The following is a 25,818-nucleotide window of genomic DNA, read 5'->3' as shown; positions in this document are numbered from 1 at the left end:
AGTCGAGACTCGTGTCGGAAAACAAAGATCCCCACGTAGCTGAGAACGGCGACAGTGGCGGTGAGGACGTGAAGTTCGTCTACGACTTCACCGAGGGGAACAAGGACCTCAAGGACCTCCTCGGCGGCAAGGGTGCGAACCTCGCCGAGATGACCAACCTGGGCCTTCCCGTCCCTCCGGGCTTCACCATCACCACCGAGGCCTGCAAGACCTACCTCGACAGCGGCGATGAACCGGCGGCACTGCGTGACGAGGTGACGGCCCATCTCGACGCCCTCGAGCAGACGATGGGCAAGAAGCTCGGGCAGGCCGACAACCCCCTTCTGGTATCCGTCCGTTCCGGTGCGAAGTTCTCCATGCCGGGCATGATGGACACCGTCCTGAACATCGGGCTCTCCGACAAGTCGGTGCAGGGCCTGGCCAAGCAGGCCGGCGACGACCGCTTCGCGTGGGACTCCTACCGCCGCCTCATCCAGATGTTCGGCAAGACGGTCCTCGGCGTCGACGGCGACCTCTTCGAGGACGCGCTGGAGGCGGCCAAGGCGGCGAAGAAGGTCACGGTCGACACGGACCTCGAAGCGGCCGACCTCAAAAAGCTCGTCACCAAGTTCAAGAAGATCGTCAAGACCGAGGCCGGGCGGGACTTCCCGCAGGAGCCGCGCGAGCAGATGGACCTCGCCATCCACGCGGTCTTCGACTCCTGGAACACCGACCGGGCCAAGCTCTACCGCCGTCAGGAGCGCATCCCGGGCGACCTCGGCACGGCCGTCAACGTCTGTTCCATGGTCTTCGGCAACCTCGGCCCCGACTCCGGCACCGGCGTCGCCTTCACCCGCGACCCCGCCTCGGGCCACCAGGGCGTCTACGGCGACTACTTGCAGAACGCGCAGGGCGAGGACGTCGTCGCGGGCATCCGCAACACGGTCCCGCTCGCCGAGCTGGAGCAGATCGACAAGACGTCGTACGACCAGCTGATGCAGATCATGGCGACGCTGGAGAACCACTACAAGGACCTCTGCGACATCGAGTTCACCATCGAGCGCGGCCAGTTGTGGATGCTCCAGACCCGCGTCGGCAAGCGGACGGCCGGTGCTGCCTTCCGTATCGCCACGCAGCTGGTGGACCAGGGCCTGATCGACGAGGCCGAGGCGCTCCAGCGCGTCACCGGCGCACAGCTCGCGCAGCTGATGTTCCCGCGCTTCGACGACCAGGCGAAGGTCGAGCAGCTCGGCCGGGGCATCGCCGCCTCCCCCGGCGCCGCGGTCGGCAAGGCGGTCTTCGACTCGTACACCGCGATCAAGTGGTCGCGTTCGGGCGAGAAGGTCATCCTGATCCGCCGGGAGACCAACCCCGACGACCTCGACGGCATGATCGCGGCCGAGGGCATCCTGACCTCCCGCGGCGGCAAGACCTCCCACGCCGCCGTGGTCGCGCGCGGCATGGGCAAGACCTGTGTCTGCGGCGCCGAGGAGATCGAGGTCGACACCAAGCGGCGCCGGCTGACCGCGCCGGGCGGCGTGGTGGTCGAGGAGGGCGACGTCGTCTCCATCGACGGCTCCAGCGGCAAGGTGTACCTGGGCGAGGTCCCGGTGGTGCCCTCCCCGGTCGTCGAGTACTTCGAGGGCCGGATGCACGCCGGCGCCGACGACGCCGACGAGCTGGTCGAGGCCGTGCACCGGATCATGGCGTTCGCCGACCGCAAGCGCCGGCTGCGGGTACGGGCCAACGCGGACAACGCCGAGGACGCGCTGCGCGCCCGCCGTTTCGGCGCCCAGGGCATCGGCCTGTGCCGCACCGAGCACATGTTCCTCGGCGACCGGCGCGAGCTGGTGGAGCGGCTGATCCTGGCCGACACCGAGGCCGAGCGCGAGGAGTCCCTGAAGGAGCTCCTGCCGCTGCAGAAGCAGGACTTCGTGGAGCTCCTCGAGGCGATGGACGGCCTGCCGGTGACGGTCCGTCTGCTCGACCCGCCGCTGCACGAGTTCCTGCCCGACATCACCGAGCTGTCGGTGCGCGTCGCGCTCGCCGAGTCCCGCAAGGACTCCAACGAGAACGACCTGCGGTTGCTCCAGGCGGTGCACCGGCTGCACGAGCAGAACCCGATGCTGGGCCTGCGAGGTGTCCGCCTCGGCCTGGTCATCCCCGGCCTGTTCACCATGCAGGTACGGGCGATCGCGGAGGCCGTCGCCGAGCGCAAGGCGGCCAAGGGCGACCCGCGGGCGGAGGTCATGATCCCGCTGGTCGGCACGGTCCAGGAGCTGGAGATCGTGCGTGACGAGGCCGACCAGGTCATCGCCGAGGTCCAGGAGGCCACCGGCACCGAACTGAAGCTCGCCATCGGCACGATGATCGAGCTGCCGCGGGCCGCGCTGACCGCCGGTCAGATCGCCGAGGCCGCGGAGTTCTTCTCCTTCGGCACGAACGACCTCACGCAGACGGTCTGGGGCTTCTCCCGCGACGACGTGGAGGCCAGCTTCTTCACCGCGTACCTGGAGAAGGGCATCTTCGGGGTCTCCCCCTTCGAGACCATCGACAAGGAGGGCGTCGGCAAGCTCGTACGGGACGCCGCGATCGCCGGCCGCGAGACCCGGCCCGATCTGAAGCTCGGCGTCTGCGGCGAGCACGGCGGCGACCCGGAGTCGGTCCACTTCTTCCACGAGGTGGGACTGGACTACGTGTCCTGCTCGCCCTTCCGGATCCCGGTGGCCCGCCTCGAAGCGGGCCGGGCGGCCTCGCAGTCGCAGGGCAGCGACCACCGGTAACGGTCTCCGGAGCCGCCGCCGGTCATCCTGACCCTCACCGACGCGGCCGTGGCTCCGGCGCGCAAGACGAAGGGGCGTCACCCTGTGCGGGGGTGCCGTCCCTTCGGCGTGTGCCGTCCCGCGTACAGCGGCCGGGGACGCCGCGCGGCATACGCTGGGGCACCGGGCACACCCACGCCGGGGCACCGAGAGGGAGTTCAGCCATGACGGGCTGGAACGCGAGCGACATCCCCGACCAGAGCGGCCGCATCGCCGTCGTCACGGGGGCCAACAGCGGCCTCGGATACGTCACGGCCCGGGAGCTGGCCCGCCGGGGCGCCCGGGTGCTGCTCGCCTGCCGCAGTGCGGAACGCGGGGCGGAGGCGGGGGACCGGCTCGTGGCCGACGTACCGGGCGCGGATGTGGAGTTCGTACGGCTGGATCTCGGGGACCTGGCTTCCGTACGGGAGTTCGCGGCCGCGTACCCGTACGAGCGGCTCGACCTTCTCGTGAACAACGCCGGTGTCATGGCGCTGCCCCTGGGCCGCACCGCCGACGGCTTCGAGACCCAGTTCGGCGTCAACCACCTCGGTCACTTCGCGCTCACCGGACTGCTCCTGCCCGCCCTGCTGGCCACGCCCGGCGCACGCGTCGTGACCGTGTCGAGCATGATGCACGTGCTGTCCAACATCGATCTCGGCGATCTCAACAGCGAGCGTTCCTACCGGCGTTGGACCGCCTACGCCCGTTCCAAGACCGCCAACCTCCTCTTCACCCATGAACTCGCCCGACGGCTGACCGCCGCGGGGTCCGACGTCGTGGCGGCCGCCGCGCACCCCGGCTACGCCTCCACCAACCTGCAGACCGCCGGCCCGAAGCTGGAAGGCCGCAAGGGGGCCGAGCGGGTCATGGACATCGGCACCCGGATCCTCGGGCAGAGCGCCGACGCCGGGGCGCTGCCCTCGCTGTACGCGGCCACCGCGCACGGCATCCGCCCCGACTGCTTCGTCGGGCCGTCGTTCGCGATGTGGCGCGGCGCGCCCGGCAAGTCCCGGCGCGCCTCCTGGACGAGCGACGACCGAGCCGGGGAACAGCTGTGGGCCGCTTCCGAGCGGCTGACGGGCGTGCCGTACGACGCGCTGAAGGTGTGACCGGGCCTTCGCCCACCCGAGGCGGCCTGCGGCCCGCCCGCCCCTGCGGGCCGCCCAACGCGGTGGCCCGCCCGACCCTCCGGCCCGCCCGACCCTCCGGCCCACCCGAAACGGTGGCCCGCCCGACCCGGTGGCCGCCGAAAGAAGCCGGCGGCCCGCTTGCGTGCCGTGACATGCCGTCGCAACATCACCTTCGTAATCGACCTGCATGGTTGATCGTTGGGCCGTGCGACGACCACGTCATTCAGGGGGCACACCATGACCATCAACCGCAGAGGACTCCTCAGGGCGGGCGCCGGAGCCGGTGCGGGACTCGGACTGCTCACCGCGTGCGGGTCCAACACCGGTCGAGACGACGGAAGTTCGGCCGGGCCCGAGCTGTCGCAGTGGTACCACCAGTACGGCGAGTCGGGCACCGAGCAGGCGGTGAAGCGGTACGCCGCCGCGTACGAGAAGGCCGATGTCACGGTCCAGTGGCGGCCCGGCAACTACGACCAGCAGACCGCCGCCGCGCTGCTCACCGACTCCGGGCCGGACGTCTTCGAGGTGAACGGCCCCACCCTCGACCAGATCCAGGGCGGCCAGGTCGTCGACCTCACCGACCTCCTCGACGGCGTCAAGGACGACTACAACCCGGCGGTGCTCGCGCCGAAGACGTACGACGGGAAGATCTGGGGCATCCCGCAGGTCATCGACATGCAGCTGCTCTACTACCGCAAGAGCCTGCTCAAGGACGCGGGCGTCGAGCCGCCCGAGACCCTGGACCAACTCGTCGACGCGGCGAAGGCGTTGACCACCAAGAGCGTCAAGGGCCTCTTCCTGGGCAATGACGGCGGTGCCGGTGCCCTCGGCGGAACGCCCCTCTACGCGGCCGGACTTCAGCTCGTCACCGACGACGGCAAGGTCGGCTTCGACGACCCGGCGGCCGCCACCGCACTCGGCAAACTCCACCGGCTCTACGCCGACAAGTCACTGCTCCTCGGCGCGCCCACCGACTGGTCCGACCCCTCCGCCCTCCTCCAGGGACTGACCGCGATGCAGTGGTCGGGGCTGTGGGCGCTGCCCCAGGTCCAGAAGGAACTCGGCGACGACTTCGGTGTGCTGCCCTTCCCGAAGGACGGCTCCGCGGGGCAGCCCTCGGTGCCCGTCGGCGCGTACGCGGCCGCCGTCAGCGCGCGCGGCCGGCACCGGCAGGAGGCCAAGGACTTCGTGAAGTGGCTGTGGGTCGAACGCGCCGACCACCAGGAGGACTTCGCCCTCTCCTACGGCTTCCACATCCCGGCCCGCATCTCCCTCGCCAAGAAGGCGGACAAGCTGAAGGAGGGCGCCGCCGCGGACGCCGTCCGCTTCACCACCGACCACGGGTACGCCCAGCCCCTGCTGTGGACCCCCGCCGGCCAGACGGCCTATCAGGACGCCCTCAGCCGGATCATCAAGGACGGCGCCAACCCGGAGAGCGAACTCAAGAAGGTCGTGCGGAAGGTGTCGGCCGAACTCGACCGGGTGAAGAAGAAGTCGTGACGTCGGCCACGCAGGACGCAGCGACCGGGCCACGGACGGAAACGGCGGAGCGGGCCGGGGTGGCGCGGCGGACCGCCGTCCGGCGCGCACGGAACAGAACGCTCTGGTTCTGGATCTTCGTCGGGCCGTTCGCGCTCGGCCTCGGCCTCTTCACCTATGTCCCGCTCGCCTGGAGCGTCGGCCTCAGCTTCTTCGACGCGCACAACACGGTCACGCCGACCGACTTCGTGGGCCTGGACAACTACACGGCGATGCTCTCGGACGACGCCTTCACCGACAGCCTGTGGACCTTCCTGGTCTTCACCGCCTTCATCGTGCCCGCGACCTTCGTGCTGTCGCTGGCCCTCGCGCTGATGGTCAACCGGTTGCGCCGCGCCCAGGCGTTCTTCCGGTCCGTCTTCTTCCTGCCCGCGGCCTGCTCGTACGTCGTCGCGGCGCTGATCTGGAAGATGTCGATCTTCAACGGGGTGCGGTTCGGGCTGGCCAACACGGTGCTCGGCTGGTTCGGCGGCGAGCAGACCGCGTGGCTGTCGACGACCGACCCGCCCTGGTACTGGCTGGTCATCGTGACCGTACGGCTCTGGCTCCAGGCCGGCTTCTACATGATCCTCTTCCTCGCCGGGCTGCAGCGGATCAGCCCCACGCTGTACGAGGCTGCGGCGGTCGACGGGGCCCGGCCCGGCTGGCAGGTCCTGCGGCACATCACCCTGCCGCAGCTGCGCGCCACCTCCGTCGCCGTCGTCCTGCTCCTGGTCATCAACGCCTTTCAGGCCTTCGACGAGTTCTACAACCTGCTCTCGGACTCCCGCGGTTACCCGCCCTACGCCCGCCCGCCGCTCGTCTACCTCTACTACACCGCCCTCGGCCAGGGGCAGAACCTCGGCCTGGGCAGCGCGGGCGCGGTGATCCTCGCCCTGATCATCGCGGTGGTCACGATCGGCCAGGCCAAGTGGTTCGGCCTCGGCAGGAGGGAGGACTGATGCGCACCCAGGACGAGGCGGTGGTACGGGCCGGGCGGGCGCTGCGGCTCGTGCTGCTGATCGCGCTGGCCCTGCTGTTCCTGATCCCCTTCTATCTCCTGGTCCGCAACGGGCTGTCCAGCGAGCGGGAGATCACCTCGCCGGAGTGGACCTTCTTCCCGTCGGAGCTGCGCTGGTCGAATGTGCGCGAGCTGTTCGACGACACGTCCGTGCCCTTCGCGCGCTCGCTGCTCAACTCGGCGCTGATCGCCGTCGCCACCACCCTCGGCACGCTGGTCCTCGCCTCCCTCGCCGGATACGGGCTGGCCCGCATCCCCTACCGGCACGCGAACAAGGTCTTCTACGCGATCCTCGGCACCCTGATGGTGCCGGCGGCCGTTACCTTCGTACCGAGCTTCGTGCTGGTCTCCTCGCTGGGCTGGATCTCCACCCTGCGCGGGCTGATCGTCCCGACACTCTTCTCCGCCTTCGCCTGCTTCGTCTTCAGGCAGTACTTCCTCGGTTTCCCAAGGGAGTTGGAGGACGCGGCCCAGGTCGACGGACTCGGCTACTGGCGTACGTACTGGCGCATCGTCGTCCCGAATGCCCGGCCCGTCTTCGCGGCCGTCGGCACGATCGTCTTCATCGGCGCCTGGAACTCCTTCCTGTGGCCGCTGGTCATCGGTCAGGACCGCGACGCCTGGACGGTGCAGGTGGCGCTGTCGTCCTTCACGACGTCCCAAGTGATCAGGCTGCACGAGCTCTTCGTCGCGGCGGCCGTGTCGATCCTGCCGCTGCTGGTGGTGTTCCTCTGCTTCCAGCGGTGGATCGTGGCGGGGGTGGAGCGGTCGGGGATCGACGACTGACCCGGTCGGAGGGCGCATTTCACAGGGAGCCGCCGCTGTCGATCACCAGGTCCGTGCCGACGACCGAGGCCGCGTCGTCGGACGCCAGGTACAGCACCGCGGCGGCCACCTCCGCGGTCGCCGACACCCGGCCGAGCGGCAGTTGGTGCCGTACGCGCTCCCCGCGCTCGGTCTCGCTCTCGCCGGGCCGCAGCGACATGGCGGTGGCGGTGGCGCCGGGACTGACGGCGTTGATCCGGACCCCTTCGGCGATGTGGTCCAGAGCGGCCGCGCGGGTCAGCGCCGCGACGGCGGCCTTGGAGGCGCCGTAGGCGGCGACGCCGGGGCGGCGGGTGTGAAGGCCCAAGGTCGAGGCGATGTTGACGATCGTGCCGCCGGCCGGCTGTGTCCGCATCCGGCGGATCTGGGCCCGCAGGGCGAGGAACACGCCGGTGACGTTGATGTCGAGCTGGGTGTGCCAGTCGTCCTCGGGAAGGTCGGCGAGCGGCTGTCCGCCGCGGAAGACGCCCGCGTTGTTCACCGCCACGTCCAGGGAGCCGAAGTGGTCGACGGCCGCCGCGACGAGGGCGTTCGCGTCGGCGGCACGCGACACGTCGGCGGTCGCCGCGAGGGCCTTGCCGCCCCGCTCCTCGATCAGCGCGACGGTCTCGTCGAGCAGTGCGGCGGTGCGGCCGGCCACGACGACCCGCGCGCCCTCGGCGGCGAGAGCGAGGGCGGTGGTGCGGCCGATGCCGGAGCCGGCGCCGGTGACGAGCGCGGTCCGGCCGGTGAAGCGGGTCGTCATCAGATCTCTTTTCTTGACCGATCGGTTCATTATGAGGGCATGCGGAAGCGCCCGCCCGGGAAAGAGCGGTTCAGTCGAGCAGGGTCAGGGTCTGCTCCGCCGCGTCCAGCACCCGGGCCGGGTCGGCGGAGGCCTTGCCCACCACGCGCAGTCCCTGCAGCAGGACGAGCAGCGTGCGGGCGAGCGCGCGCGGATCGCGGCCGGCCGCCAGCTCGCCCTGGGCCTGCGCGCGGACGAGGGCCGCGTGCAGCAGCGTCTCGATGTGGTCCCAGCTGTGCTCGACCCGGCGGGCCGCGGCCGGGTCGTGCGGAGCCAGCTCGGCTGCCGTGTTCGTGACGAAACAGCCGGTCAGGCGCCGGTCCTCGGTGGCCGCCTCGGCAGCGAAACGCCGTACCACCGTGCGGACGGCGGGCAGGGCGGGCCCCGGCTGGGAGAGCTCGCGCAGCAGGTTCGGGTCGCGGTTCTCCCTGTAGCGGTCCAGTGCCTTCAGGAAGAGCTCGTGCTTGTTGCCGAACGTCGCGTAGATGCTGGCGCGGCCGATGCCGAGGTGCTCGACGAGGTCCGCCATCGACGTCGCCTCGTAGCCGCGCCGCCAGAACAGCTCCAGGGCTGACTGCAGCGCGGCGTCGGGGTCGAACTCCTTGGTCCTGGCCATGGTCGGGACCGTAGGGTATTTGAGAATGATCGGTCAAGTACGCTCAGGAGGCGCGTACCTCGTACGTGCGCACCGTCACCGCTTCGTCGTCCAGGCACTGCCCGGACTCCAGGTCGAAGCGCTGCTTGAGCAGCGGGGAGGCCACGAACGCGCGGCCCTGGTGGGTGCCGGTCAGACCGCGGGAGAGGACGGCGGCGCCGCTGAACGGATCGCGGTTGTCGATCCCGTACATCCGGCCCGTGCGGTCCAGGAAGAGCGCGACCTGCCGGCCGTCGGGCAGCAGTGCGGCCACCCCCCGGCCCGGGGTGAGCAGGGACAGGTCGCAGACCGCGAGCCAGCCCTCCTCCAGCCGGACGTGCACATCGAGGGTCGTGGTCTCGGGGGCGAGGGTCATCGCTGGGCGCTTCCTTCCAGGGCTTCCGCGGGTTCCAGGGGCCGCATGCCGATGGTCAGCAGCGGCAGGTCGGGCTTGATCTGGTCGCGCTCGGGCACGAAGCCCACGACCGGGTCGGGGGTGTCCGGGGCGTTCACGAAGGACACGAACCGGGCCAGCTTCTCCGGGTCGTTGATGGTCTCGGCCCACTCGTCGCGATAGGCCGCCACATGCGCCCTCATCAGGCCCTCCAGCTCCTCGCAGATCCCCAGCGAGTCGTGGACGACCACCTCGCGCACATGGTCGAGGCCGCCCTCGATCCGCTCCAGCCAGGTCGAGGTGCGCTCCAGCCGGTCGGCCGTGCGGATGTAGAACATCAGGAACCGGTCGATGAGGCGCACCAGTTCGGCGTCCGAGAGGTCCTGGGCGAGCAGATCCGCGTGCCGCGGGGTGGCACCGCCGTTCCCGCCGACGTACAGGTTCCAGCCGTTCGCCGTGGCGATGATCCCGAAGTCCTTGGACTGGGCCTCGGCGCACTCGCGGGCGCACCCGGAGACCGCCGACTTCAGCTTGTGCGGGGACCTGAGCCCCCGGTAGCGCAACTCCAGGTCGATCGCCATCCGGACCGAGTCCTGGACGCCGTAGCGGCACCAGGTCTGCCCCACGCACGACTTGACCGTGCGCAGCGCCTTTCCGTAGGCATGGCCCGACTCGAAGCCGGCGTCCACCAACCGGGCCCAGATCAGTGGGAGTTGCTCGACCCGCGCGCCGAACATGTCGATGCGCTGACCGCCCGTGATCTTCGTGTAGAGCCCGAAGTCCCGGGCCACCTCCCCGATCACGATGAGCTTCTCGGGGGTGATCTCGCCGCCGGGGATGCGCGGCACGATCGAGTAGGAGCCGTTCTTCTGGAGATTGGCGAGGAAGTGGTCGTTGGTGTCCTGGAGCGCGGCCTGCTCGCCGGCCAGGACGTAGCCCTCGGCGCCGATCGTCGGTGCCAGCGAGGCGATGATCGAGCCGACCGCGGGCTTGCAGATCTCGCAGCCGTCGCCGTCCCGCGCGCCCTCGCGGCCGAAGCGGTCCAGCAGGGTGCGGTGGGAGGGGATGCGCAGGGCGAGCGCGATCTCGTACAGCTCCTCGCGGGTCTGCCCGAAGCAGCCGCACAGGCCGTGGTCGACCTCGACGCCGCTCGCCTCGAGTTCCTCGTTGACGAGCTGTCCGAGGACCTTGACGCAACTCCCGCAGCCCGTACCGGCCCTGGTGCACTTCTTGACCTCGGGCACCGTCGTGCAGGAGTGCTCGGTGACCGCGCCGCGGATCGTGCCCTTGGTGACGTTGTGGCAGGAGCAGATGACCGCGGTGTCCGGCAGGGCGGACGGGCCGAGGATCACCGGGCCGCCCGCGACGGCCGGGAGCACCAGCTGCTCGGGCGCGACCGGCGGCACCGATCCCGTGAGGGCGCGCAGCGTGCCGTACGCGTCCGCGTCGCCGACCAGGATCCCGCCGAGCAGCTCGCCGTCGCGGCCGATCACCAGCTTCTTGTACGTGCCCGACCGGGAGTCCGCGTAGACGACGTCGAGGCAGTCCGCGGTGGCGCCGTGCGCGTCACCGAAGGACGCGACGTCGACCCCGAGGAGCTTGAGCTTGGTGGACAGGTCGGCGCCGGTGAAGCTCGCCTCGTCCGCGGCAATGGTGGCGGCGGCCGTCTCGGCCATCTCGTAGCCGGGCGCGACCAGGCCGTAGACCCGGCCGTCCGACGCGAGGGCGCACTCGCCGATGGCGAAGACGTACGGGTCCGAGGTGCGGCACTGCTCGTCGACCGCGATGCCGCCGCGCTCGCCGACCGAGAGCCCGGTGTCGCGGGCGAGCCCGTCCCGGGGCCGTACGCCGGCGGAGAACACCACCAGATCGGTGGCGAGTTCGGACCCGTCCGACAGCTTCATGCCGGACACCGCGCCGTCGTCGCCGGTGACGATCTCCTGCGTCCCGGTGCCCGTGTGCACGCTCAGGCCCATCTCCTCGATGGTGCGCAGGAGCGCCGCGCCGCCGCCCTCGTCCACCTGCACGGGCATCAGCCGCGGCGCGAACTCCACGATGTGCGTGGTCAGTCCGAGCCCCTTCAGCGCGCCCGCCGCTTCCAGGCCGAGCAGACCGCCGCCGACCACCGCACCCGTCGTCGCCCTCGACTTCGCGTACTCCTCGATGGCCAGCAGGTCCTCGATCGTGCGGTAGACGAAGCAGCCCTCGGCGTCCTTGCCGGGCACCGGCGGCACGAAGGGGAAGGAGCCGGTGGCGAGGACGAGGGTGTCGTACGCGATCACCAGACCGGAGCGGGCGGTCACCGTCCGGGCCGTCCGGTCGACCGTCTCGGCCGGGTCGCCGAGGTGCAGCTCGATCCCGTTCCCGTCGATGAACTCCCGGTCGGTGAGCGAGAGTTCGTCGGGCGTACGACCCGAGAAGTACGAGGTGAGCCGGACCCGGTCGTACGCCGGGCGGGGCTCCTCGCACAGCACGACCACGCGGTGCGTCGCGGTCAGGCCGCGCTCGGCGAGCGCTTCGAGGAAGCGCTGGCCGACCATGCCATGGCCGACGAGCACGATCGTGGGGGTGGACCCCGGGGTGGCGGTCATCAGGAGCCTCCGTCGTTGGTGAGCAGATGGAGCGGTGGTGCGCCGTCCATGGGGAGCGGCTCCGCCTGCTCCCAGGCGCGGGCGAGTGCGCCGACGGTGCCGAGTTCGCCGACGAGCACCCCGCCGACCAGCCGGTCGTCGCGGACGACGACCTTGCGGTACGTGCCGCGGGTGGCGTCGGCGAGCTGGATGACGTCGTCGCCGGGGCGGGGATCGGGCTCCCCGAACGCGGCCAGGTCGAGTGGGGCCGCCTGGCCGGTCAGGGTGAGCCGGGTCAGGGAGCGGGTGCCGGTGTAGCGGGCGTCGGCCCGCCCCGCGTCGCCGGCCAGCAACTCGGCCAGCACCTCGGCCTGTTCGAGGGCGGGCGTGGCCAGTCCGTAGACTGTGCCGGCGTGCTGGGCGCAGTCGCCGATGGCGCGGATGTGCGGGTCGGACGTGCGCAGTTCGTCGTCGACGAGGATGCCCTGGTGGACGGCGAGCCCCGCGTCCTGGGCGAGCCCCACCCGAGGGTGGACCCCGCAGGCGAGGACCACGAGGTCGGTGTCGAGGGCGTATCCGTCGGCCATCTCGACCGCCCGGACCGTCCCGCCGGCACTGCGGACACCGCGTACCCGGCTCTCCGTGTGCACCTCGACGCCGAGGTCGGTGAGATGCCGGTGCACCAGCCGGGACGCGGACGGGTCGAGCTGGCGCTCCATGAGCCGCTCGCCCTGCTGGGCGAGGACCACCTGGGCGCCGCGCACGGCCAGCGCGCGGGCCGCCGAGACACCGAGCAGACCGCCGCCGACGACGACGGCGCGCGAGCCCGGCCGGACGGCCTTCGACAGCCCCAGACAGTCGTCCATCGTGCGGAAGGCGTGCACGCCTTCGGGGAGTTCATGGCCGCCGGGGGTGAGCAGACCGCGCAGGGGCGGCAGTACGGGGTTCGAGCCGGTGGCGAGGACCAGCGTGTCGTACGCGGTCACCGTGCCGTCCGCGCAGTGCAGGGTGCGTGCGGCGCGGTCGATGCCGGTGACCCGGGCGCGGGTCAGCCGGGCGGGGGCCGGGAGGGCGATGACCTCGGGGGCGTACCGCCCGGCCAGGACCTCGGCGAGCAGGACGCGGTTGTACGGGCGGTGCTCCTCCTCGCCGATGAGCACGACGGACCCGCCGAGCTCGTCGAGCCGCCGGGCGAGCCGGGCGCCCGCGAGTCCGGCGCCGATCACCACCACACGCGTATTCGAGGTCATGACCGCAGCGTGCGGTGCCGGTGTTACCCGGCCGCATCCCTCCCGTTTCCCGCGGGGAACGCTGCCCTCAGCGGGGGCGGGGGCGGGATGTGAGGGTTCCGGGGCCCGGACCGGTCCGAGGGGGCCGGGACGATGTGCGCCGGATCGCCCGGGGCCGCGGGCCGAACCTCAGGAGACCCTCAAGGTTCCCAGGATCCATGGACTGCACATCTACCCGTCCATAGGGTCCTGATCATGCCCGAGATATCGCTGACCGTCGTCGCCGCGCTGTGCCTCGCCTCCCTCGCGGCGGGCTGGATCGACGCCGTCGTGGGCGGCGGCGGACTGCTGTTGCTGCCGGCGATGCTGCTCGGGCTGCCGGGCAGCACCCCGGCCGCGTACGCCCTCGGCACCAACAAGGCGGTGGCGATCGTCGGCACGACCGGCGCCGCGGTGACCTACGCGCGCAAGGCGCCCGTGGACGTCGGCACGGCCGTACGCATCGGGCTCGCGGCGCTCGCCGGGTCCACGGCGGGCGCCTTCGTCGCCGCCGGGATGAGCACCGAGGTGCTGAAGCCCGTCGTCATGGTCGTCCTGCTCGGCGTCGGAGCCTTCGTGATCATGCGGCCGGCCTTCGGTACGGCGCCGTCGACCGCGCCCGTGTCGCCGCGCCGCGTCCTCGCCGCGATCGGCATCGCGGGCCTGGGCATCGGGTTCTACGACGGGCTGATCGGCCCCGGCACGGGCACGTTCCTGGTGCTCGCCCTCACCGCGCTCCTGCACCTCGACCTGGTGACCGCCTCCGCCACCGCGAAGATCGTCAACTGCTGCACCAACGCGGGCGCGCTCGCGACCTTCGCCTGGAAGGGCACGGTCTTCTGGCAGCTGGCCGCGCTGATGGCGGTCTTCAACCTCGTCGGCGCGACGGTCGGCGCGCGCACCGCGCTCAAGAAGGGCAGCGGGTTCGTCCGGGTGGTGCTGCTGACGGTGGTCTTCGCGCTGGTCGCCAACCTCGCGTACCAGCAGTGGATCGCGTAGGCGCGGCGGTCCGACGACGCCCGCAGCGGCCGTGTGCGGGCGGTCACCGGCTGCCCGTGAGGTGGGCGAAGACCACCACGTTCCCCTGGTAGCCGGTCGCCTTCGAGTAGCCGCCGCCGCAGGTGATGACCCGCAGTTCGGGGCGCCGGGCCGCGCCGTACACCTTCTCGTCCGGGAAGTTCCGGGCGTCGTACACCTCGACCGCGTCCACGGCGAAGACGGCGACCGAGCCGTCCCGGCGCTGCACCTCGACGGCGCTGCCCTTCTTCAGGGAGCCGAGGTCGTAGAAGACGGCGGGTCCTTCGGCGTTGTCGACGTGTCCGGCGACGACGGCGGTGCCCGTCTCCCCCGGGGTGGTGCCGGCCTGGTACCAGCCGGCGAGGTTCTTCTTCGCCGCGGGCGGGACGTCCAGGCTGCCCTGCGGGGTGAGGTTCAGGCCCATCAGGGGGGCGTTCACCCTGATCGCGGGGATGCGGATGCGGTCGGGCGGGGAGGGCGGCAGCGCGGGCGCGGCGGACTCCCGCTCGGCGGCACCGGGGGACGCGGCCTGCGCGGCCGACGGCTGGGGCGGCGCGTGCGTCTCGGCGCCGCTGCGCAGCAGCCACGCGCCGGAGCAGAGGGCGACCACCGTGACGGAAGCTATCGCGGTGTTGCTGAGCCTGCGCACGTGAGCCTCCTTTCTGGTGCCACGGGGCTCGCACCGGTCGAGCCCACGGGGCCTCACCTGTGGTGGGGCAGGGCCCTCGCCTGCGGGGCCCACTGGGTCCTCCGCCCCCTCCGGGCCGCGAGGGGCGTCGGACCCGGAGGGGGAGAGGACTGCGGTACCGGCGGACGGACAGCGGAGGGTGTCCGTCAGATCCCGTCGCCTCTCGCCCGGCGATGCAGGAGCCAGGTACCGCCCGCGGCGGCGACGGCCAGGGCCGCCACTCCCGCCGTGGTCTGTACGGGGTCGGGACCGAGTGCGCCGCCGACCCCCGTCTTCACACTTCCTCGTGGCTGCGTCTGCTCCGTGGTGGCGGTCAGCGTGACCACCAGGTCACCCGTCACCCGCCGCCCGCCGGAACACTTCGCGACGATCTCGTACGTCCCCGGCTGCGCGCTCGGCGGCACCCGGAACTTCCCGACCGCCTCCTTGTCGTGCGTGCTGGGAACGAGCGTGAAGGTGCCCGCGCCCACCGCGCTGGCGTCGCCCGCGGCCGAGCCGTCCGCGCCGCACGCCGCCGTGTTCACCGTGACGCCCGCGCCGGGGACGACGGTGGACGGGTGCACCTCCAGCGTGCCGGTGTCCCCGCCGTACGCGGGCGCGGCGGCGAGGCCCGCGGCGGCCACGGCGAGCGCGGTACCGGTCAGCAGACGGGTTGTGCGCATCGTGTTGCTCCTCCGAGAGGGCACGGCCCGCGGCACCCCCATGTGCCGCTGCGTCGGTCGCGCCCCTGCACTTCCGAGGTAAGTGGCACACGGCCGCCTCCGCTCCCTGATGACACGTCAGAAATGAAGTGAACGGGTGTCAGGAGCGGTTCCGAGAAGGCCGGTCCGGCGACGTTCCAGCAGGTCACCGGCGTGGCACCGACGCTTCCCGGAAAAGAACCCGAAGGGCGCGGGGCGCGCGTGTGAACGGGTGACCGGGGTCCGGCCGGACGTCGGCGGCGCCTGCTTGACCTCAACGAAGCTTGAGGTATCAGGCTGGCTCCATGAACACCGCCACCGTTGATTCCACCGCCCCCGCCACGGCCGCTCCGGCGGCCCCGGCTGCGATCGCCACGGATCCCGCCACCGCTCCGGCCGCGGCCACCGTCGAGGCCCTGGAGACGCCGGTCCGGGTCGCCGTCGTCATCGGCAGCAACCGCGAGGGCCGGTTCGGTCCCGTCGTCGCCGAGTGGCTGCTCGGCAGGGTGCGCGAGCGCACCGATCTCGTACCGGAGGTCGTGGACGTCGCCGACGTACGCCTCCCCACGGCCCTGACCCACTCGCCCTCGGCCGAGGCGTCCGCCGCGCTCGCCGGGGTCACACCGGCGCTGGCCGCGGCGGACGCGTTCGTCGTGCTCACCCCCGAGTACAACCACTCCTTCCCCGCGGCCCTGAAGAACCTCATCGACTGGCACTACACCGAATGGCGCGCCAAGCCCGTCGCCCTCGTCTCCTACGGCGGTCTCGCCGGCGGTCTGCGCGCGAGTGAGCACCTGCGCCAGGTCTTCGCCGAACTCCACGCCGTGACGGTCCGCGACACGGTGTCCTTCCACCACGCGAGCGCGGCCTTCGACCAGGAGGGCGGACTCCGCGATCCCGCACCGGCGGGCGCGGCGGCGAAGGTGATGCTCGACCAGCTGGTCTGGTGGGCGAGGTCCCTGCGGGAGGCCAAGGAGAGGCGCCCGTACGGGGGATGAGGCCGCCGGGGCCGGCCTCGAAGGCGAGGCCGGCCCCGGACCCCGCTCTCAGCCCACGGACACCGCCGACCAGGTGGCCGCGACCGCGTTGTACTCCGAACTGCCCGCTCCGTAGAGGTCCTTCGCCGCGTTCAGCGTCGCGGTGCGCGCTCCCGCGTAGTTCGTCGAGGACGTCATGTAGACGGTGAGGGCGCGGTACCAGATGGCGCCGAGCTTGTCCTTGCCGATGCCGGTCAGGGACGCGCCGTTGCACGTGGTGCCGTTGTGCTGGACCCCGCCGATGACCTTGCCGCCGCTGCCCTCGGCGAGCAGGTACGCGAAGTGGTTCGCGACCCCCGACGAGTAGTGCACGTCCAGGTTGCCGACCGAAGAGCTCCAGCAGTCCGCGGAGTTGCCGTCCTTGGAGGGCTGGTCCATGTAGCGCAGCGCCGACTTACCGAACCCGGGGCGGACGATCTTCTCGCCGATGAGGTAGTCGCCGGGGTCGGAAGCGCTGCCCGCGTGGAACTCCACCAGGGTGCCGAAGATGTCGGAGGTCGCCTCGTTGAGGCCGCCGGACTCCCCGGAGTAGGTGAGCGCCGCCGTCTTCGACGTCACGCCGTGCGACATCTCGTGCCCGGCCACGTCGAGGGCGACCAGCGGCCCGAACGTCGTCCCGTCACCGTCGCCGTACGTCATGCAGAAGCAACTGTCGTCCCAGAAGGCGTTGTTGTAGTTGCTCCCGTAGTGCACGCGGTTGTACGAGCCCTTGCCGTCCCCGGCGATGCCGTTGCGGCCGTGGACGTTCTTGTAGTAGTCCCAGGTCTCGTTGGTGCCGTACTGGGCGTCGACCGCCGCCGTGGACCGGTCCGCCGTCGTCCCGGTGCCCCAGTGGTTGTCGGCGTCGGTGAACTGCGTCGCGGGCGCCCGGCTGAAGCAGATACCCAGGATGCACAGGTCCGTCTTGTTCGCGGCGTCCCCGGTGTACGTGTTCCCGCGCGTCGGATCCTTCAACTGGTACGTGGATCCGGAGAGCGTGGTCTCCAGCGGGACCGTGCCGCCGTACAGCGACTTGCCGTCGCCCGTTGCCGTCTCGATGCTGTCCCACGCGTCGATCTGTCTGCCGGTGCGGGCGTCGGTCAGCACCGTGCGGGCGACCGGGTTGCCCAGCGAGTCCTGGCCCACGGCGTTGGTCCGCCAGGCCAGCCGGGACGCCCCGTGCAGGGCGTCGACGACCAGCTGGGGCTTGGCCGCCACCTTCTTCAGCGTCTCGCCCACGTGCGCGGCCCGCAGCGCGCCGACGGCCAGATCGGCGGCCTTCGGCGCGGAGAGCGCCGGCTTGACGTCGGCGACGGAGACACTGCGGGTCGTGGCACGGTCGGCGCCGCGGTAGCTGCCGTTGGGTGCCAGGTGGACCACGAAGTCACCGCCGAGCACGGGGAGTTGGCGGTACGTACGGTCGTAGCGCACATGCTGGTCGCCGTCGGCGTCCACGACGACGTCCCGCACGCTGGTGCCCTGCGCGGAGGTCAGTCCCAGCCGCGCGGCCTCGTCCAGCAGGGCGGACGCCGCGTTGCCGATCGCGGTGGCGCGGCTCGGCCGCTCGACCGCGCCGGCGGCCGGGGTGAGGGCGGCGGCCACCAGTCCGGTGGCCGCCGCGGCTATGCCCGCGGTGGCGAGACGGGAACCTCGGATGTGCCGTGTCCGACTCATCTGTCTCCTTGGGAAGGCGCCTTGGGGCGCGTGGGGGAGGCGCTGAAGTTGACTCAGATTTAAGGGGCCATGACATGTCATGTCCATAGCGCGACCTGGCGGATGTGTGTGGGTGTGTGTGGGGCGAGAATCGTTTCTGCGAAGGCCCCCGAGAGGACGTCCGCGAGGACATCCGCGCAGGCCCCGCAGTGGCGTCCGCGACAGCGCGAGAGGGAGACCGATCATGGCCACGCCCGACTGGCTCACCGTCCTGACCACGAACGACGCCGCGGGGAAGGCACCGGCGCCCGCCCGCGCGGGGGCGGCCTCTTGAGCGGGTCCGCGCTGCCCTTCTTCGTGTACGGGACCCTGCGCCCCGGCGAGCACAACCACGACCTCTTCCTGCGCGGCCGCACGGAGTCCGAGGAGCCGGGGCGGATGCGGGGGCTGGTGCTCTACGAGGGGCCCGGTTATCCGTACGCCGTGGAGGAGAGCGGGGGAGAGGAGAGCGCGGGAGAGGTGAGCGGGGAGGTGGTCACCGCACTGCCCGAGGCGTACGGCGAACTGCTGGGCGCACTCGACCGGTTGGAGGAGTACGTGCCGGGCGACCCGCGCAGTCCCTACGAGCGCGTGGCCCGGGAGGTGACCCGCCCGGACGGGACGGTCGTACGGGCCTGGGTGTACGTGGCCGCCCCCGCCGTCGCCGCCCGGCTGCGCGCCCGCGGCAAGCTCATCGAGAGCGGCGACTGGCACACTCGCAGCTGAGCCGCGCCGGCGCCCCGGGGGCGTTCGTCACCCGGCGACCCGGCGACCCGGCGACCCGGCGACCCGGCGACCCGGCGACCCGGCGACCCGGCCACCGGTCAGCGGTGGACCGGACCGGCGCCGGGTGCGGGCGGTCCGACGGTCTCCACCCGCACCGCACAGGCCTTGAACTCGGGCATGCGCGAGGTCGGGTCGAGGGCCGGGTTGGTCAGCGTGTTGGCCCGCCCCTCGCCCGGCCAGTGGAAGGGCATGAAGACGGTGTCGGGGCGGATGGCGGTGGTGACCCGCGCCGGTGCGAGGGCCCGTCCCCGGCGGGAGACGACGGCCACGGTGTCGCCGTCCAAGGCGCCGAGCCGCTCGGCCAGCCGCGGATGCATCTCCACGAACGGCCCGGGCGCGGCGGCGTTCAGCTCGTCGACCCGCCGGGTCTGGGCCCCCGACTGGTACTGCGCGACCACCCGCCCGGTGGTGAGCAGCACCGGGTACTCGGCGTCCGGCTCCTCGGCGATCGGCCGATGGCCGACCGCCACGAAGTTCGCCCGTCCGTCGTCGGTGGCGAAACGGTCGAGGAAGAGCCGGGGCGTGCCCGGAGCGTCGTCGTGGGGAGGCTGCGCCGGGCAGGGCCAGAAGAGCCCGGCCCCCTCCGCGAGCCGCCGGTAGGTGATCCCCGAGTAGTCCGCGGGGCCGCCCGCGCTCGCCCGGCGCAGCTCCTCGAAGACCTCCTCGGGATCGGTCGGGAAGCCCTTCTCCACGCCCAGGCGGTCGGCCAGTTCATGCAGGACGTCGAGATCGCTGCGGACCCCGTCGGGAGGGCTGAGCGCCCGGCGGCGCAGCAGGACGCGGCCTTCCAGGCTCGTCGTCGTGCCCGTCTCCTCCGCCCACTGGGTGACCGGCAGCACCACGTCGGCCAGCGCCGCCGTCTCGGAGAGGACGACGTCCGCGACCACCAGCATGTCCAGCGACTTCAGACGCTCCTCGACATGGGCGGCCCGGGGCGCGGACACCACCGGGTTCGAGCCCATCAGCAGCAGCGAGCGGATGTCCGTGCCCAGCGCGTCGAGGAGTTCGTACGCGCTGCGCCCGGGCCCCGGCAGCGAGTCCGGGTGCACGCCCCACACCTCGGCCACATGCCGCCGCGCCGCCGGATCCGTCAGCTTGCGGTAACCGGGCAACTGGTCGGCCTTCTGGCCGTGTTCGCGCCCGCCCTGTCCGTTCCCCTGCCCGGTGAGACAGCCGTACCCGGACAGCGGCCGGCCCGCCCGGCCGGTCGCCAGACAGAGGTTGATCCACGCGCCCACGGTGTCGGTGCCCTTGGACTGCTGCTCGGGCCCGCGTGCGGTGAGCACCATGGCGGCCGACGGCTCGCAGAACATCCGTACCGTCTCGCGGAGTTGGGGCACGGACACGCCCGTGATCCGCTCCACCTGCTCCGGCCAGTGCGCCATCGCCGCCGCCCGCGCCTCCTCCCATCCGCTCGTACGGTCCCGGATGTACTCCTCGTCCGTACGCCCCTCGGCCACCACCAGGTGCAGCAGACCGAGCGCCAGCGCGAGGTCCGTGCCGGGCCGCGGCGCCAGATGCAGGTCCGCCTGCTCGGCGGTACGCGTCCGGCGCGGGTCGATCACGATCAGCGTGCCGCCGTTCTCCCTCAGCTCGGTGAGGTACCGCAGCGCGGGCGGCATCGTCTCGGCGAGGTTCGAGCCGACGAGGATCACGCACCCGGTCCTCGGGATGTCCTCCAGCGGGAACGGCAGCCCGCGGTCCAGGCCGAACGCCTTGATGCCGGCGGCCGCCGCCGACGACATGCAGAAGCGTCCGTTGTAGTCGATCTGCGAGGTGCCGAGGACGACCCGGGCGAACTTCCCGAGCGCGTACGCCTTCTCGTTCGTCAGCCCGCCCCCGCCGAAGACCCCGCACGCGTCCGGTCCGTGCTCCGCCCGGGTGCGGGACAGTCCGCCGGCGATCCGGTCGAGTGCCTCGTCCCAGCCGGCGGGCTCCAGGACGCCCGCCCTCCGGACCAGCGGGGAGGTCAGCCGGACCCGGGACGAGAGCAGCGCCGGCGCCGTCCGGCCCTTGCCGCACAGCGCGCCCCGGTTCACCGGGAAGTCCGCGCGCTCCGTCACCTCGACGCCGCCGCCGGGCGTCGGCGTCAGGTTCATCCCGCACTGCAGGGCGCAGTACGGGCAGTGGGTCGGCGTCACGGAGGTCTGCATGCCGCCCAGCGTGCGACGAACGTGTTTCACGCCGCGACGAACCCCGTTACGCGCCCGGTGCGGGGACCTCCCCGCACCCCGGGCGCCGCAGTGAGGAGTTCAGCCCCTCCGGCGTTTGAGGAGCGGGGTCCGGGGCGGAGCCCCAGGGACGGGCAGGGGGCGGAGGGGGCGAACCCATCGGCGGCACCCGTCAGCGCTCGACGCCCCCCAGCGCCCGGGTCACCCCGGATTCCTTGGGCCCCAGGAACCGGGGATCGGGTTGGAACACCGCGTCCAACGCGGCCTTCCCCGCGGCGATGACCTCGCGCGCACCCCCGTAGTACCAGGTGACGTCATGCTTGGCGTCGACCCCGACCCCGTACGACGACACCCCCGCCGCCTCGCACAGCGCGACGGCCCGCCGGATGTGAAAGCCCTGGCTGATCAGCACGGCCCGGTCGACACCGAAGATCTTCTTCGCCCGCACACACGAGTCCCAGGTGTCGAACCCGGCGTAGTCGCTGACGATCCGCCGGTCCGGCACCCCGCGTCGCGTCAGATAGGCCCGCATGGCGTCCGGCTCGTCGTAGTCCTCGCGGCTGTTGTCACCGGTGACGAGCACGACCTCGATGCGCCCGTCCCGGTACAGCTTCGCCGCCGCGTCCAGCCGGTGCGCGAGATACGGCGACGGCTCGCCCTCCCACAGCCCGGCCCCGAACACCACCGCGACCTCGGTCCGCGGCACGTCCGCGGTCGTCCGCAGCCGGTCGCCCGTCGACACGAACATCCACGTGGCGGGCAGCAGCGCGAGCACGCACAGCAGCATGAATCCCTGCACGGCCCGGCGCCGGCCCGCGCGGGTGCGCGGCAGCGACGGCCGGCGGAAGCTCGGGCGCGGCAGGCGCATGGTCGGTGTACCCCCAGTGACGTCGGCGTTCGACAAAGGGGGACGCAGTGCGAGGCGATACGGTTCGCCTCCCCGGCGTGACCGGGCTCACCCCGGGCGCCGCGACCGCGGGGGGAAGCGCCTCACACACCCCCCTCACCCCATGGTGATCCGCCGGAAAACACCCGTCATGCCCGCGCAACGGGACGGCAACCTCCTACCGCCAGGATCGGCCCATGACGGCGTCGAACCCTCTTCGCGACGAGTCCCCGGCCGGCCCCGGTGGTTCCCCGCTCCGCGGGACCCACCTCGACAGTACGGCGCAAATCATGAACCGGATCACCAGCCAGCTCGGCAGCCAGCTCAGCCTTGTCTCGCTCAACGGCACCCGCCGCGCGGCGCCGCCCGCGCTCGTCCTGGTGGCGCACGGCAGCCGCGACCCGCGCGCGCTGAGCACCGTACGCCTGCTGGTCGAGCGGATCCGCGAGCTGCGCCCGCACCTGACGGTGCGCCTCGGCCACATCGAGCTCAACGAACCGCTGCTGCCCGACACGCTCGCGTCCGCGGGCCCGGGTGAGGCCGTCCTCGTCCCGCTGCTGCTCAGCCGCGGTCACCACGTCAAGCACGACATCCCCGAGGCCGCGGCCGCCGCCCCGGACGTGCGCACCCGCGTCGCCGCCCCGCTCGGCCCGCACCCTCTCCTCGTCGAGACGCTGTACGCGCGGCTCGTGGAGGCCGGCTGGCGGACCCGGATGAGCGATGCCGCCCGCCGCTCCAGCGGTGTCGTCCTCGCCGCCGCCGGTTCCCGCGACCCCGACGCGGGCGTCGACACCCGCCGTACCGCCCAGCTGCTCGCCGAGCGCCTCGGCGTCCCTGTCGTGCCCGCCTACGCCTCCGCCGCGACGCCCAACGTCCCCGCCGCCCTGCGCGCCCTCGCCGCCCGCGGCCGCCACCGGAACGCCGTCGCCTCCTACTTCACCGCGCCCGGCCGCTTCGCCACCGAGTGCGCGGCCGCCGCCCCCTGGATCGCCGCAGCCCCGCTCGGTGCCCACCCGGCGATGGCCCGCCTCGTCCTGCACCGTTACGACCAGGCCCTGGCCACCCCCGAACCCGCCTCCGAGCGTGCCCTGGCCTCGGCCTGAACCGGACGGCCGCGTCCCGTTTGTCACTGCCTGCGTCTACTGTCGGTGCATGGAAGGCACTGCACCGAAGACCGAAGGCACCCCACCCCAGCCCCAGGAGAACCACACCCGGCCCGCCGCGTACGACGAGGCGGCCGTCGAGCGCTGGGCCGTCGAGCCCGACAAACGCCCCGGCCGCACCGCCTTCCAGCGCGACCGCGCGCGCGTGCTGCACTCCTCCGCCCTGCGCCGGCTCGCCGGCAAGACCCAGGTGGTCACCCCCGGCACGCGCAGCCAGTTCTGGGACGCCAGCGCCCGCACCCGGCTGACGCACTCCCTGGAGTGCGCCCAGGTCGGCCGCGAGCTGGGCGCCGCCCTCGGCTGCGACCCCGACCTGGTCGAGGCGGCCTGTCTCTCGCACGACCTGGGCCACCCGCCCTTCGGGCACAACGGCGAACAGGCGCTGAACGAATTCGCGGAGGACTGCGGCGGCTTCGAGGGCAACGCCCAGTCACTGCGGCTGCTGACCCGTATAGAGCCCAAGCGCTTCGTCCGCTCCCAGGAGTCCGGCGATCTCGTCAGCGTCGGCCTCAACCTCACCCGCGCCGCCCTCGACGCCGCCACCAAGTACCCCTGGCCCCGCGGCGGCCACCCCGCCGACCCCAAGTCGCCGAAGTTCGGGGTCTACGAGGACGACCGGCCGGTCTTCGACTGGGTCCGCAAGGGCGCGCCCGGCACCCGCATCTGCTTCGAGGCCCAGGTCATGGACTGGTCGGACGACGTGGCCTACTCGGTGCACGACGTCGAGGACGGCCTGCACGCCGGCCACATCGACCCCAACTGCCTGCACGCCGAGCCGGAGCGGCAGGCGGTCTTCGCGGTGGCCATCGGGCGGTATGTGCCCGCCGACACGGATCCCGCCGAGCTCGACGCGGCCCTCGACCGCCTCCTGGACCAGGAGTGGTGGCCGCACGGATACGACGGATCGGCCGTCGCGCAGGCCCGGTTGAAGGACGCCACCAGCCAGCTCATCGGCCGCTTCTGCCTGGCCGCCGAGGCCGCCACCCGCGAGCGGTACGGCACCGGCCGCCTCTCCCGGTACGCCGCCGAACTCGTCGTACCGACCAGTGCCCGCCACGAATGCGCGGTCCTCAAGGCGGTCGCCGACCGTTACGTCATGCAGCGCGCCGAGCAGGAGCGGCTCCGCGCCGACCAGCGGATCGTCGTCGCCGAGCTGGCCGAGGCGCTCACCGCGCGCGCTCCGGACGGCCTGGACCCGCAGTTCCGCGCCCTGTTCGACACGGCTCCGGACGACCGGGCGCGCAAGCGCGTGCTCGTCGACCAGATCGCCTCGCTCACGGACGCCTCGGCCCGCTCCCTGCACCTCAGGCTCACCACGCGCCCCGACGGCGGTGGCGGAGGGTGACCCTGCGTGGCCTGATCGGGCCACTCCCTCTTCCCGCATCACACTCCGTGCGGGACGCTCGCATGTGGCGACACCCTTACGAGGAGGCATCAAGTGGTCGACGCGGATCAGACATTCGTCATCGTCGGAGGAGGCCTGGCCGGCGCGAAGGCGGCCGAGACGCTCCGCGCGGAGGGGTTCACCGGCCGGGTGATACTGATCTGTGACGAGCGTGACCACCCCTACGAGCGTCCGCCGCTCTCCAAGGGCTATCTGCTCGGCAAGGAGGAGCGCGACAGCGTCTTCGTCCACGAACCGAGCTGGTACGCGCAGAACGACATCGAGCTCCACCTCGGCCAGACCGTCGACGCCGTCGACCGGGTGGCGAAGACCGTCCGCTTCGGCGACGACGGCACCCTCGTCCACTACGACAAGCTGCTCATCGCCACCGGCGCCGAGCCCCGCCGGCTCGACATCCCGGGCACGGACCTGACGGGCGTCCACCACCTGCGCCGCCTCGCCCACGCCGAGCGGCTCAAGGGTGTCCTCGCCGCCCTCGGCCGCGACAACGGCCACATCGTCATCGCCGGCGCCGGCTGGATCGGCCTGGAGGTCGCCGCCGCGGCCCGTGAGTACGGCGCCGAGGTCACCGTCGTCGAACCGGAGGCGACCCCGCTGCACGGGGTCCTCGGCCCCGAGCTGGGCCAGCTCTTCACCGAGCTGCACCGCGAGCACGGAGTCCGTTTCCACTTCGGCGCCCGGCTCACCGAGATCGTCGGCCAGGACGGCCTCGTGCTGGCCGCCCGCACGGACGACGGCGAGGAGCACCCGGCGCACGACGTACTGGCCGCGATCGGCGCCGCCCCGCGCACCGGCCTCGCCGAGGCCGTCGGCCTCACCCTGGCCGACCGCGCGCACGGCGGCGGCATCGCCGTCGACGCCCGGCTGCGCACCTCCGACCCCGACATCCACGCGGCCGGCGACGTGGCCTCCTTCCCCCACCCGCTCTTCGACACCCGGCTGCGCGTCGAGCACTGGGCCAACGCTCTCAACGGCGGCCCGGCCGCGGCCCGCGCCATGCTCGGCCAGGAGGTGACGTACGACCGCGTGCCCTACTTCTTCTCCGATCAGTACGACGTCGGGCTCGAGTACTCGGGCTGGGCGCCGCCGGGCTCGTACGACCAGGTGGTGATCCGCGGCGACGCCGGAAAGCGGCAGTTCATCGCCTTCTGGGTGAAGGACGACCGGGTGCTCGCCGGGATGAACGTGAATGTGTGGGACGTCACGGAGCCGATCCAGGCCCTGATCAGGTCCCGGATCCAGGTGGACACCGAGGCGCTCGCCGACCCCCATGTGCCCTTGGAGAGCCTCGTCCCATGACCCGCCCGGCGCTCGGCCGCCGCGCCGCCCCCGTACCGCGGATCCCGGGGGCGGCCCCCGGGCGCCCGGCCGGACGGCCGGCGCGCCC

General features: G+C 72.3%; 21 protein-coding genes. 11 read left to right on the top strand and 10 right to left on the bottom strand.

The window, feature by feature from the left end:
- Positions 1-11: 11 nt before the first annotated feature.
- From ppdK to ACFWM2_RS24005, 5 genes are all read left to right on the top strand, one after another.
- Positions 12-2,762, top strand: a complete 2,751-nt coding sequence (gene ppdK / locus ACFWM2_RS24025; protein ID WP_383283420.1) for a pyruvate, phosphate dikinase — start codon at positions 12-14, stop codon at positions 2,760-2,762.
- 203 nt (positions 2,763-2,965) lie between these two features.
- Positions 2,966-3,892 carry an oxidoreductase gene (locus ACFWM2_RS24020; protein WP_383283418.1) on the top strand — a complete coding sequence of 309 codons (927 nt, stop codon included), beginning with the start codon at positions 2,966-2,968 and terminating at the stop codon, positions 3,890-3,892.
- Between the two features lie 258 nt (positions 3,893-4,150).
- Positions 4,151-5,413, top strand: coding sequence for an ABC transporter substrate-binding protein (locus ACFWM2_RS24015; RefSeq protein ID WP_383283415.1), 1,263 nt, complete (start codon positions 4,151-4,153; stop codon positions 5,411-5,413).
- A 59-nt stretch (positions 5,414-5,472) separates the two neighbouring features.
- A complete protein-coding gene (locus tag ACFWM2_RS24010) occupies positions 5,473-6,393 on the top strand; it encodes a carbohydrate ABC transporter permease (protein ID WP_383283739.1) in 921 nt (306 codons plus the stop codon).
- On the top strand, positions 6,393-7,238 hold the full coding sequence (locus ACFWM2_RS24005) for a carbohydrate ABC transporter permease (protein WP_383283412.1): 846 nt from the start codon (positions 6,393-6,395) through the stop codon (positions 7,236-7,238). Before ACFWM2_RS24010 ends, ACFWM2_RS24005 begins: the two co-directional genes overlap by 1 nt.
- Before the next feature lie 19 nt (positions 7,239-7,257).
- Here the strand turns inward: ACFWM2_RS24005 and ACFWM2_RS24000 are convergent, their stop codons facing one another.
- The 5 genes from ACFWM2_RS24000 to ACFWM2_RS23980 form a co-directional block, all read right to left on the bottom strand.
- Positions 7,258-8,022 carry an SDR family NAD(P)-dependent oxidoreductase gene (locus tag ACFWM2_RS24000; RefSeq protein WP_383283410.1) on the bottom strand — a complete coding sequence of 255 codons (765 nt, stop codon included), beginning with the start codon at positions 8,020-8,022 and terminating at the stop codon, positions 7,258-7,260.
- Positions 8,023-8,092: 70 nt separating this feature from the next.
- The gene (locus tag ACFWM2_RS23995; protein ID WP_383283407.1) at positions 8,093-8,677 is read right to left on the bottom strand and encodes a TetR/AcrR family transcriptional regulator; all 585 of its coding nucleotides are present in this window, start codon (positions 8,675-8,677) and stop codon (positions 8,093-8,095) included.
- 43 nt (positions 8,678-8,720) lie between these two features.
- The gene (gene nirD, locus ACFWM2_RS23990) at positions 8,721-9,071 is read right to left on the bottom strand and encodes a nitrite reductase small subunit NirD (RefSeq protein ID WP_383283404.1); all 351 of its coding nucleotides are present in this window, start codon (positions 9,069-9,071) and stop codon (positions 8,721-8,723) included.
- Positions 9,068-11,680 carry a nitrite reductase large subunit NirB gene (gene nirB / locus ACFWM2_RS23985; protein ID WP_383283401.1) on the bottom strand — a complete coding sequence of 871 codons (2,613 nt, stop codon included), beginning with the start codon at positions 11,678-11,680 and terminating at the stop codon, positions 9,068-9,070. The genes nirD and nirB overlap by 4 nt, the downstream gene beginning before the upstream one ends.
- Positions 11,680-12,909, bottom strand: a complete 1,230-nt coding sequence (locus ACFWM2_RS23980; protein ID WP_383283398.1) for an NAD(P)/FAD-dependent oxidoreductase — start codon at positions 12,907-12,909, stop codon at positions 11,680-11,682. Before ACFWM2_RS23980 ends, nirB begins: the two co-directional genes overlap by 1 nt.
- Positions 12,910-13,143: 234 nt before the next feature.
- Here ACFWM2_RS23980 and ACFWM2_RS23975 point away from each other — a divergent pair, with 234 nt between their 5' ends.
- Complete coding sequence (locus tag ACFWM2_RS23975) at positions 13,144-13,926, top strand: sulfite exporter TauE/SafE family protein (RefSeq protein WP_383283395.1); 783 nt, start codon at positions 13,144-13,146, stop codon at positions 13,924-13,926.
- A 43-nt stretch (positions 13,927-13,969) separates the two neighbouring features.
- Here ACFWM2_RS23975 and ACFWM2_RS23970 read toward each other — a convergent pair whose 3' ends face one another.
- Together ACFWM2_RS23970 and ACFWM2_RS23965 are read right to left on the bottom strand one after the other, a co-directional pair.
- Positions 13,970-14,593 (bottom strand): class F sortase, encoded by a 624-nt coding sequence (locus tag ACFWM2_RS23970; protein ID WP_383283392.1) that lies wholly within the window; start codon positions 14,591-14,593, stop codon positions 13,970-13,972.
- Positions 14,594-14,778: 185 nt separating this feature from the next.
- Positions 14,779-15,294 carry a hypothetical protein gene (locus ACFWM2_RS23965; RefSeq protein ID WP_383283389.1) on the bottom strand — a complete coding sequence of 172 codons (516 nt, stop codon included), beginning with the start codon at positions 15,292-15,294 and terminating at the stop codon, positions 14,779-14,781.
- A gap of 323 nt (positions 15,295-15,617) precedes the next feature.
- Between ACFWM2_RS23965 and ACFWM2_RS23960 the strand changes: the two genes are divergently transcribed.
- Positions 15,618-16,310 (top strand): NADPH-dependent FMN reductase, encoded by a 693-nt coding sequence (locus tag ACFWM2_RS23960; protein ID WP_383283386.1) that lies wholly within the window; start codon positions 15,618-15,620, stop codon positions 16,308-16,310.
- 48 nt (positions 16,311-16,358) lie between these two features.
- Here ACFWM2_RS23960 and ACFWM2_RS23955 read toward each other — a convergent pair whose 3' ends face one another.
- Positions 16,359-18,002: a M4 family metallopeptidase gene (locus tag ACFWM2_RS23955; RefSeq protein ID WP_383283383.1), complete on the bottom strand. Its 1,644-nt coding sequence runs from the start codon at positions 18,000-18,002 to the stop codon at positions 16,359-16,361.
- Positions 18,003-18,311: 309 nt separating this feature from the next.
- Between ACFWM2_RS23955 and ACFWM2_RS23950 the strand changes: the two genes are divergently transcribed.
- Positions 18,312-18,746 (top strand): gamma-glutamylcyclotransferase family protein, encoded by a 435-nt coding sequence (locus ACFWM2_RS23950; RefSeq protein WP_383283380.1) that lies wholly within the window; start codon positions 18,312-18,314, stop codon positions 18,744-18,746.
- A gap of 98 nt (positions 18,747-18,844) precedes the next feature.
- On the opposite strand, the gene ACFWM2_RS23945 is transcribed toward ACFWM2_RS23950, so the two are convergent.
- A complete protein-coding gene (locus tag ACFWM2_RS23945) occupies positions 18,845-20,959 on the bottom strand; it encodes a molybdopterin oxidoreductase family protein (protein WP_383283377.1) in 2,115 nt (704 codons plus the stop codon).
- Between the two features lie 190 nt (positions 20,960-21,149).
- On the bottom strand, positions 21,150-21,845 hold the full coding sequence (locus ACFWM2_RS23940) for a vancomycin high temperature exclusion protein (protein ID WP_383283374.1): 696 nt from the start codon (positions 21,843-21,845) through the stop codon (positions 21,150-21,152).
- 308 nt (positions 21,846-22,153) lie between these two features.
- On the opposite strand from ACFWM2_RS23940, the gene ACFWM2_RS23935 reads away from it, so the two are divergent.
- The 3 genes from ACFWM2_RS23935 to ACFWM2_RS23925 all read left to right on the top strand — a co-directional run bounded on the left by ACFWM2_RS23935 (position 22,154) and on the right by ACFWM2_RS23925 (position 25,730).
- A complete protein-coding gene (locus ACFWM2_RS23935) occupies positions 22,154-22,966 on the top strand; it encodes a sirohydrochlorin chelatase (protein WP_383283371.1) in 813 nt (270 codons plus the stop codon).
- A gap of 49 nt (positions 22,967-23,015) precedes the next feature.
- A complete protein-coding gene (locus tag ACFWM2_RS23930; RefSeq protein ID WP_383283368.1) occupies positions 23,016-24,371 on the top strand; it encodes a deoxyguanosinetriphosphate triphosphohydrolase in 1,356 nt (451 codons plus the stop codon).
- A 93-nt stretch (positions 24,372-24,464) separates the two neighbouring features.
- Positions 24,465-25,730 carry an NAD(P)/FAD-dependent oxidoreductase gene (locus tag ACFWM2_RS23925; protein ID WP_383283365.1) on the top strand — a complete coding sequence of 422 codons (1,266 nt, stop codon included), beginning with the start codon at positions 24,465-24,467 and terminating at the stop codon, positions 25,728-25,730.
- The last annotated feature ends 88 nt before the right edge of the window (positions 25,731-25,818 follow it).

It is taken from the genome of Streptomyces sp. NPDC058371 (genome assembly GCF_042723265.1).
In the GTDB taxonomy this organism is placed as follows: domain Bacteria; phylum Actinomycetota; class Actinomycetes; order Streptomycetales; family Streptomycetaceae; genus Streptomyces.
Note: the sequence above shows the minus strand (reverse complement) of the source record. Positions and strands in the feature narration are given on the sequence as shown.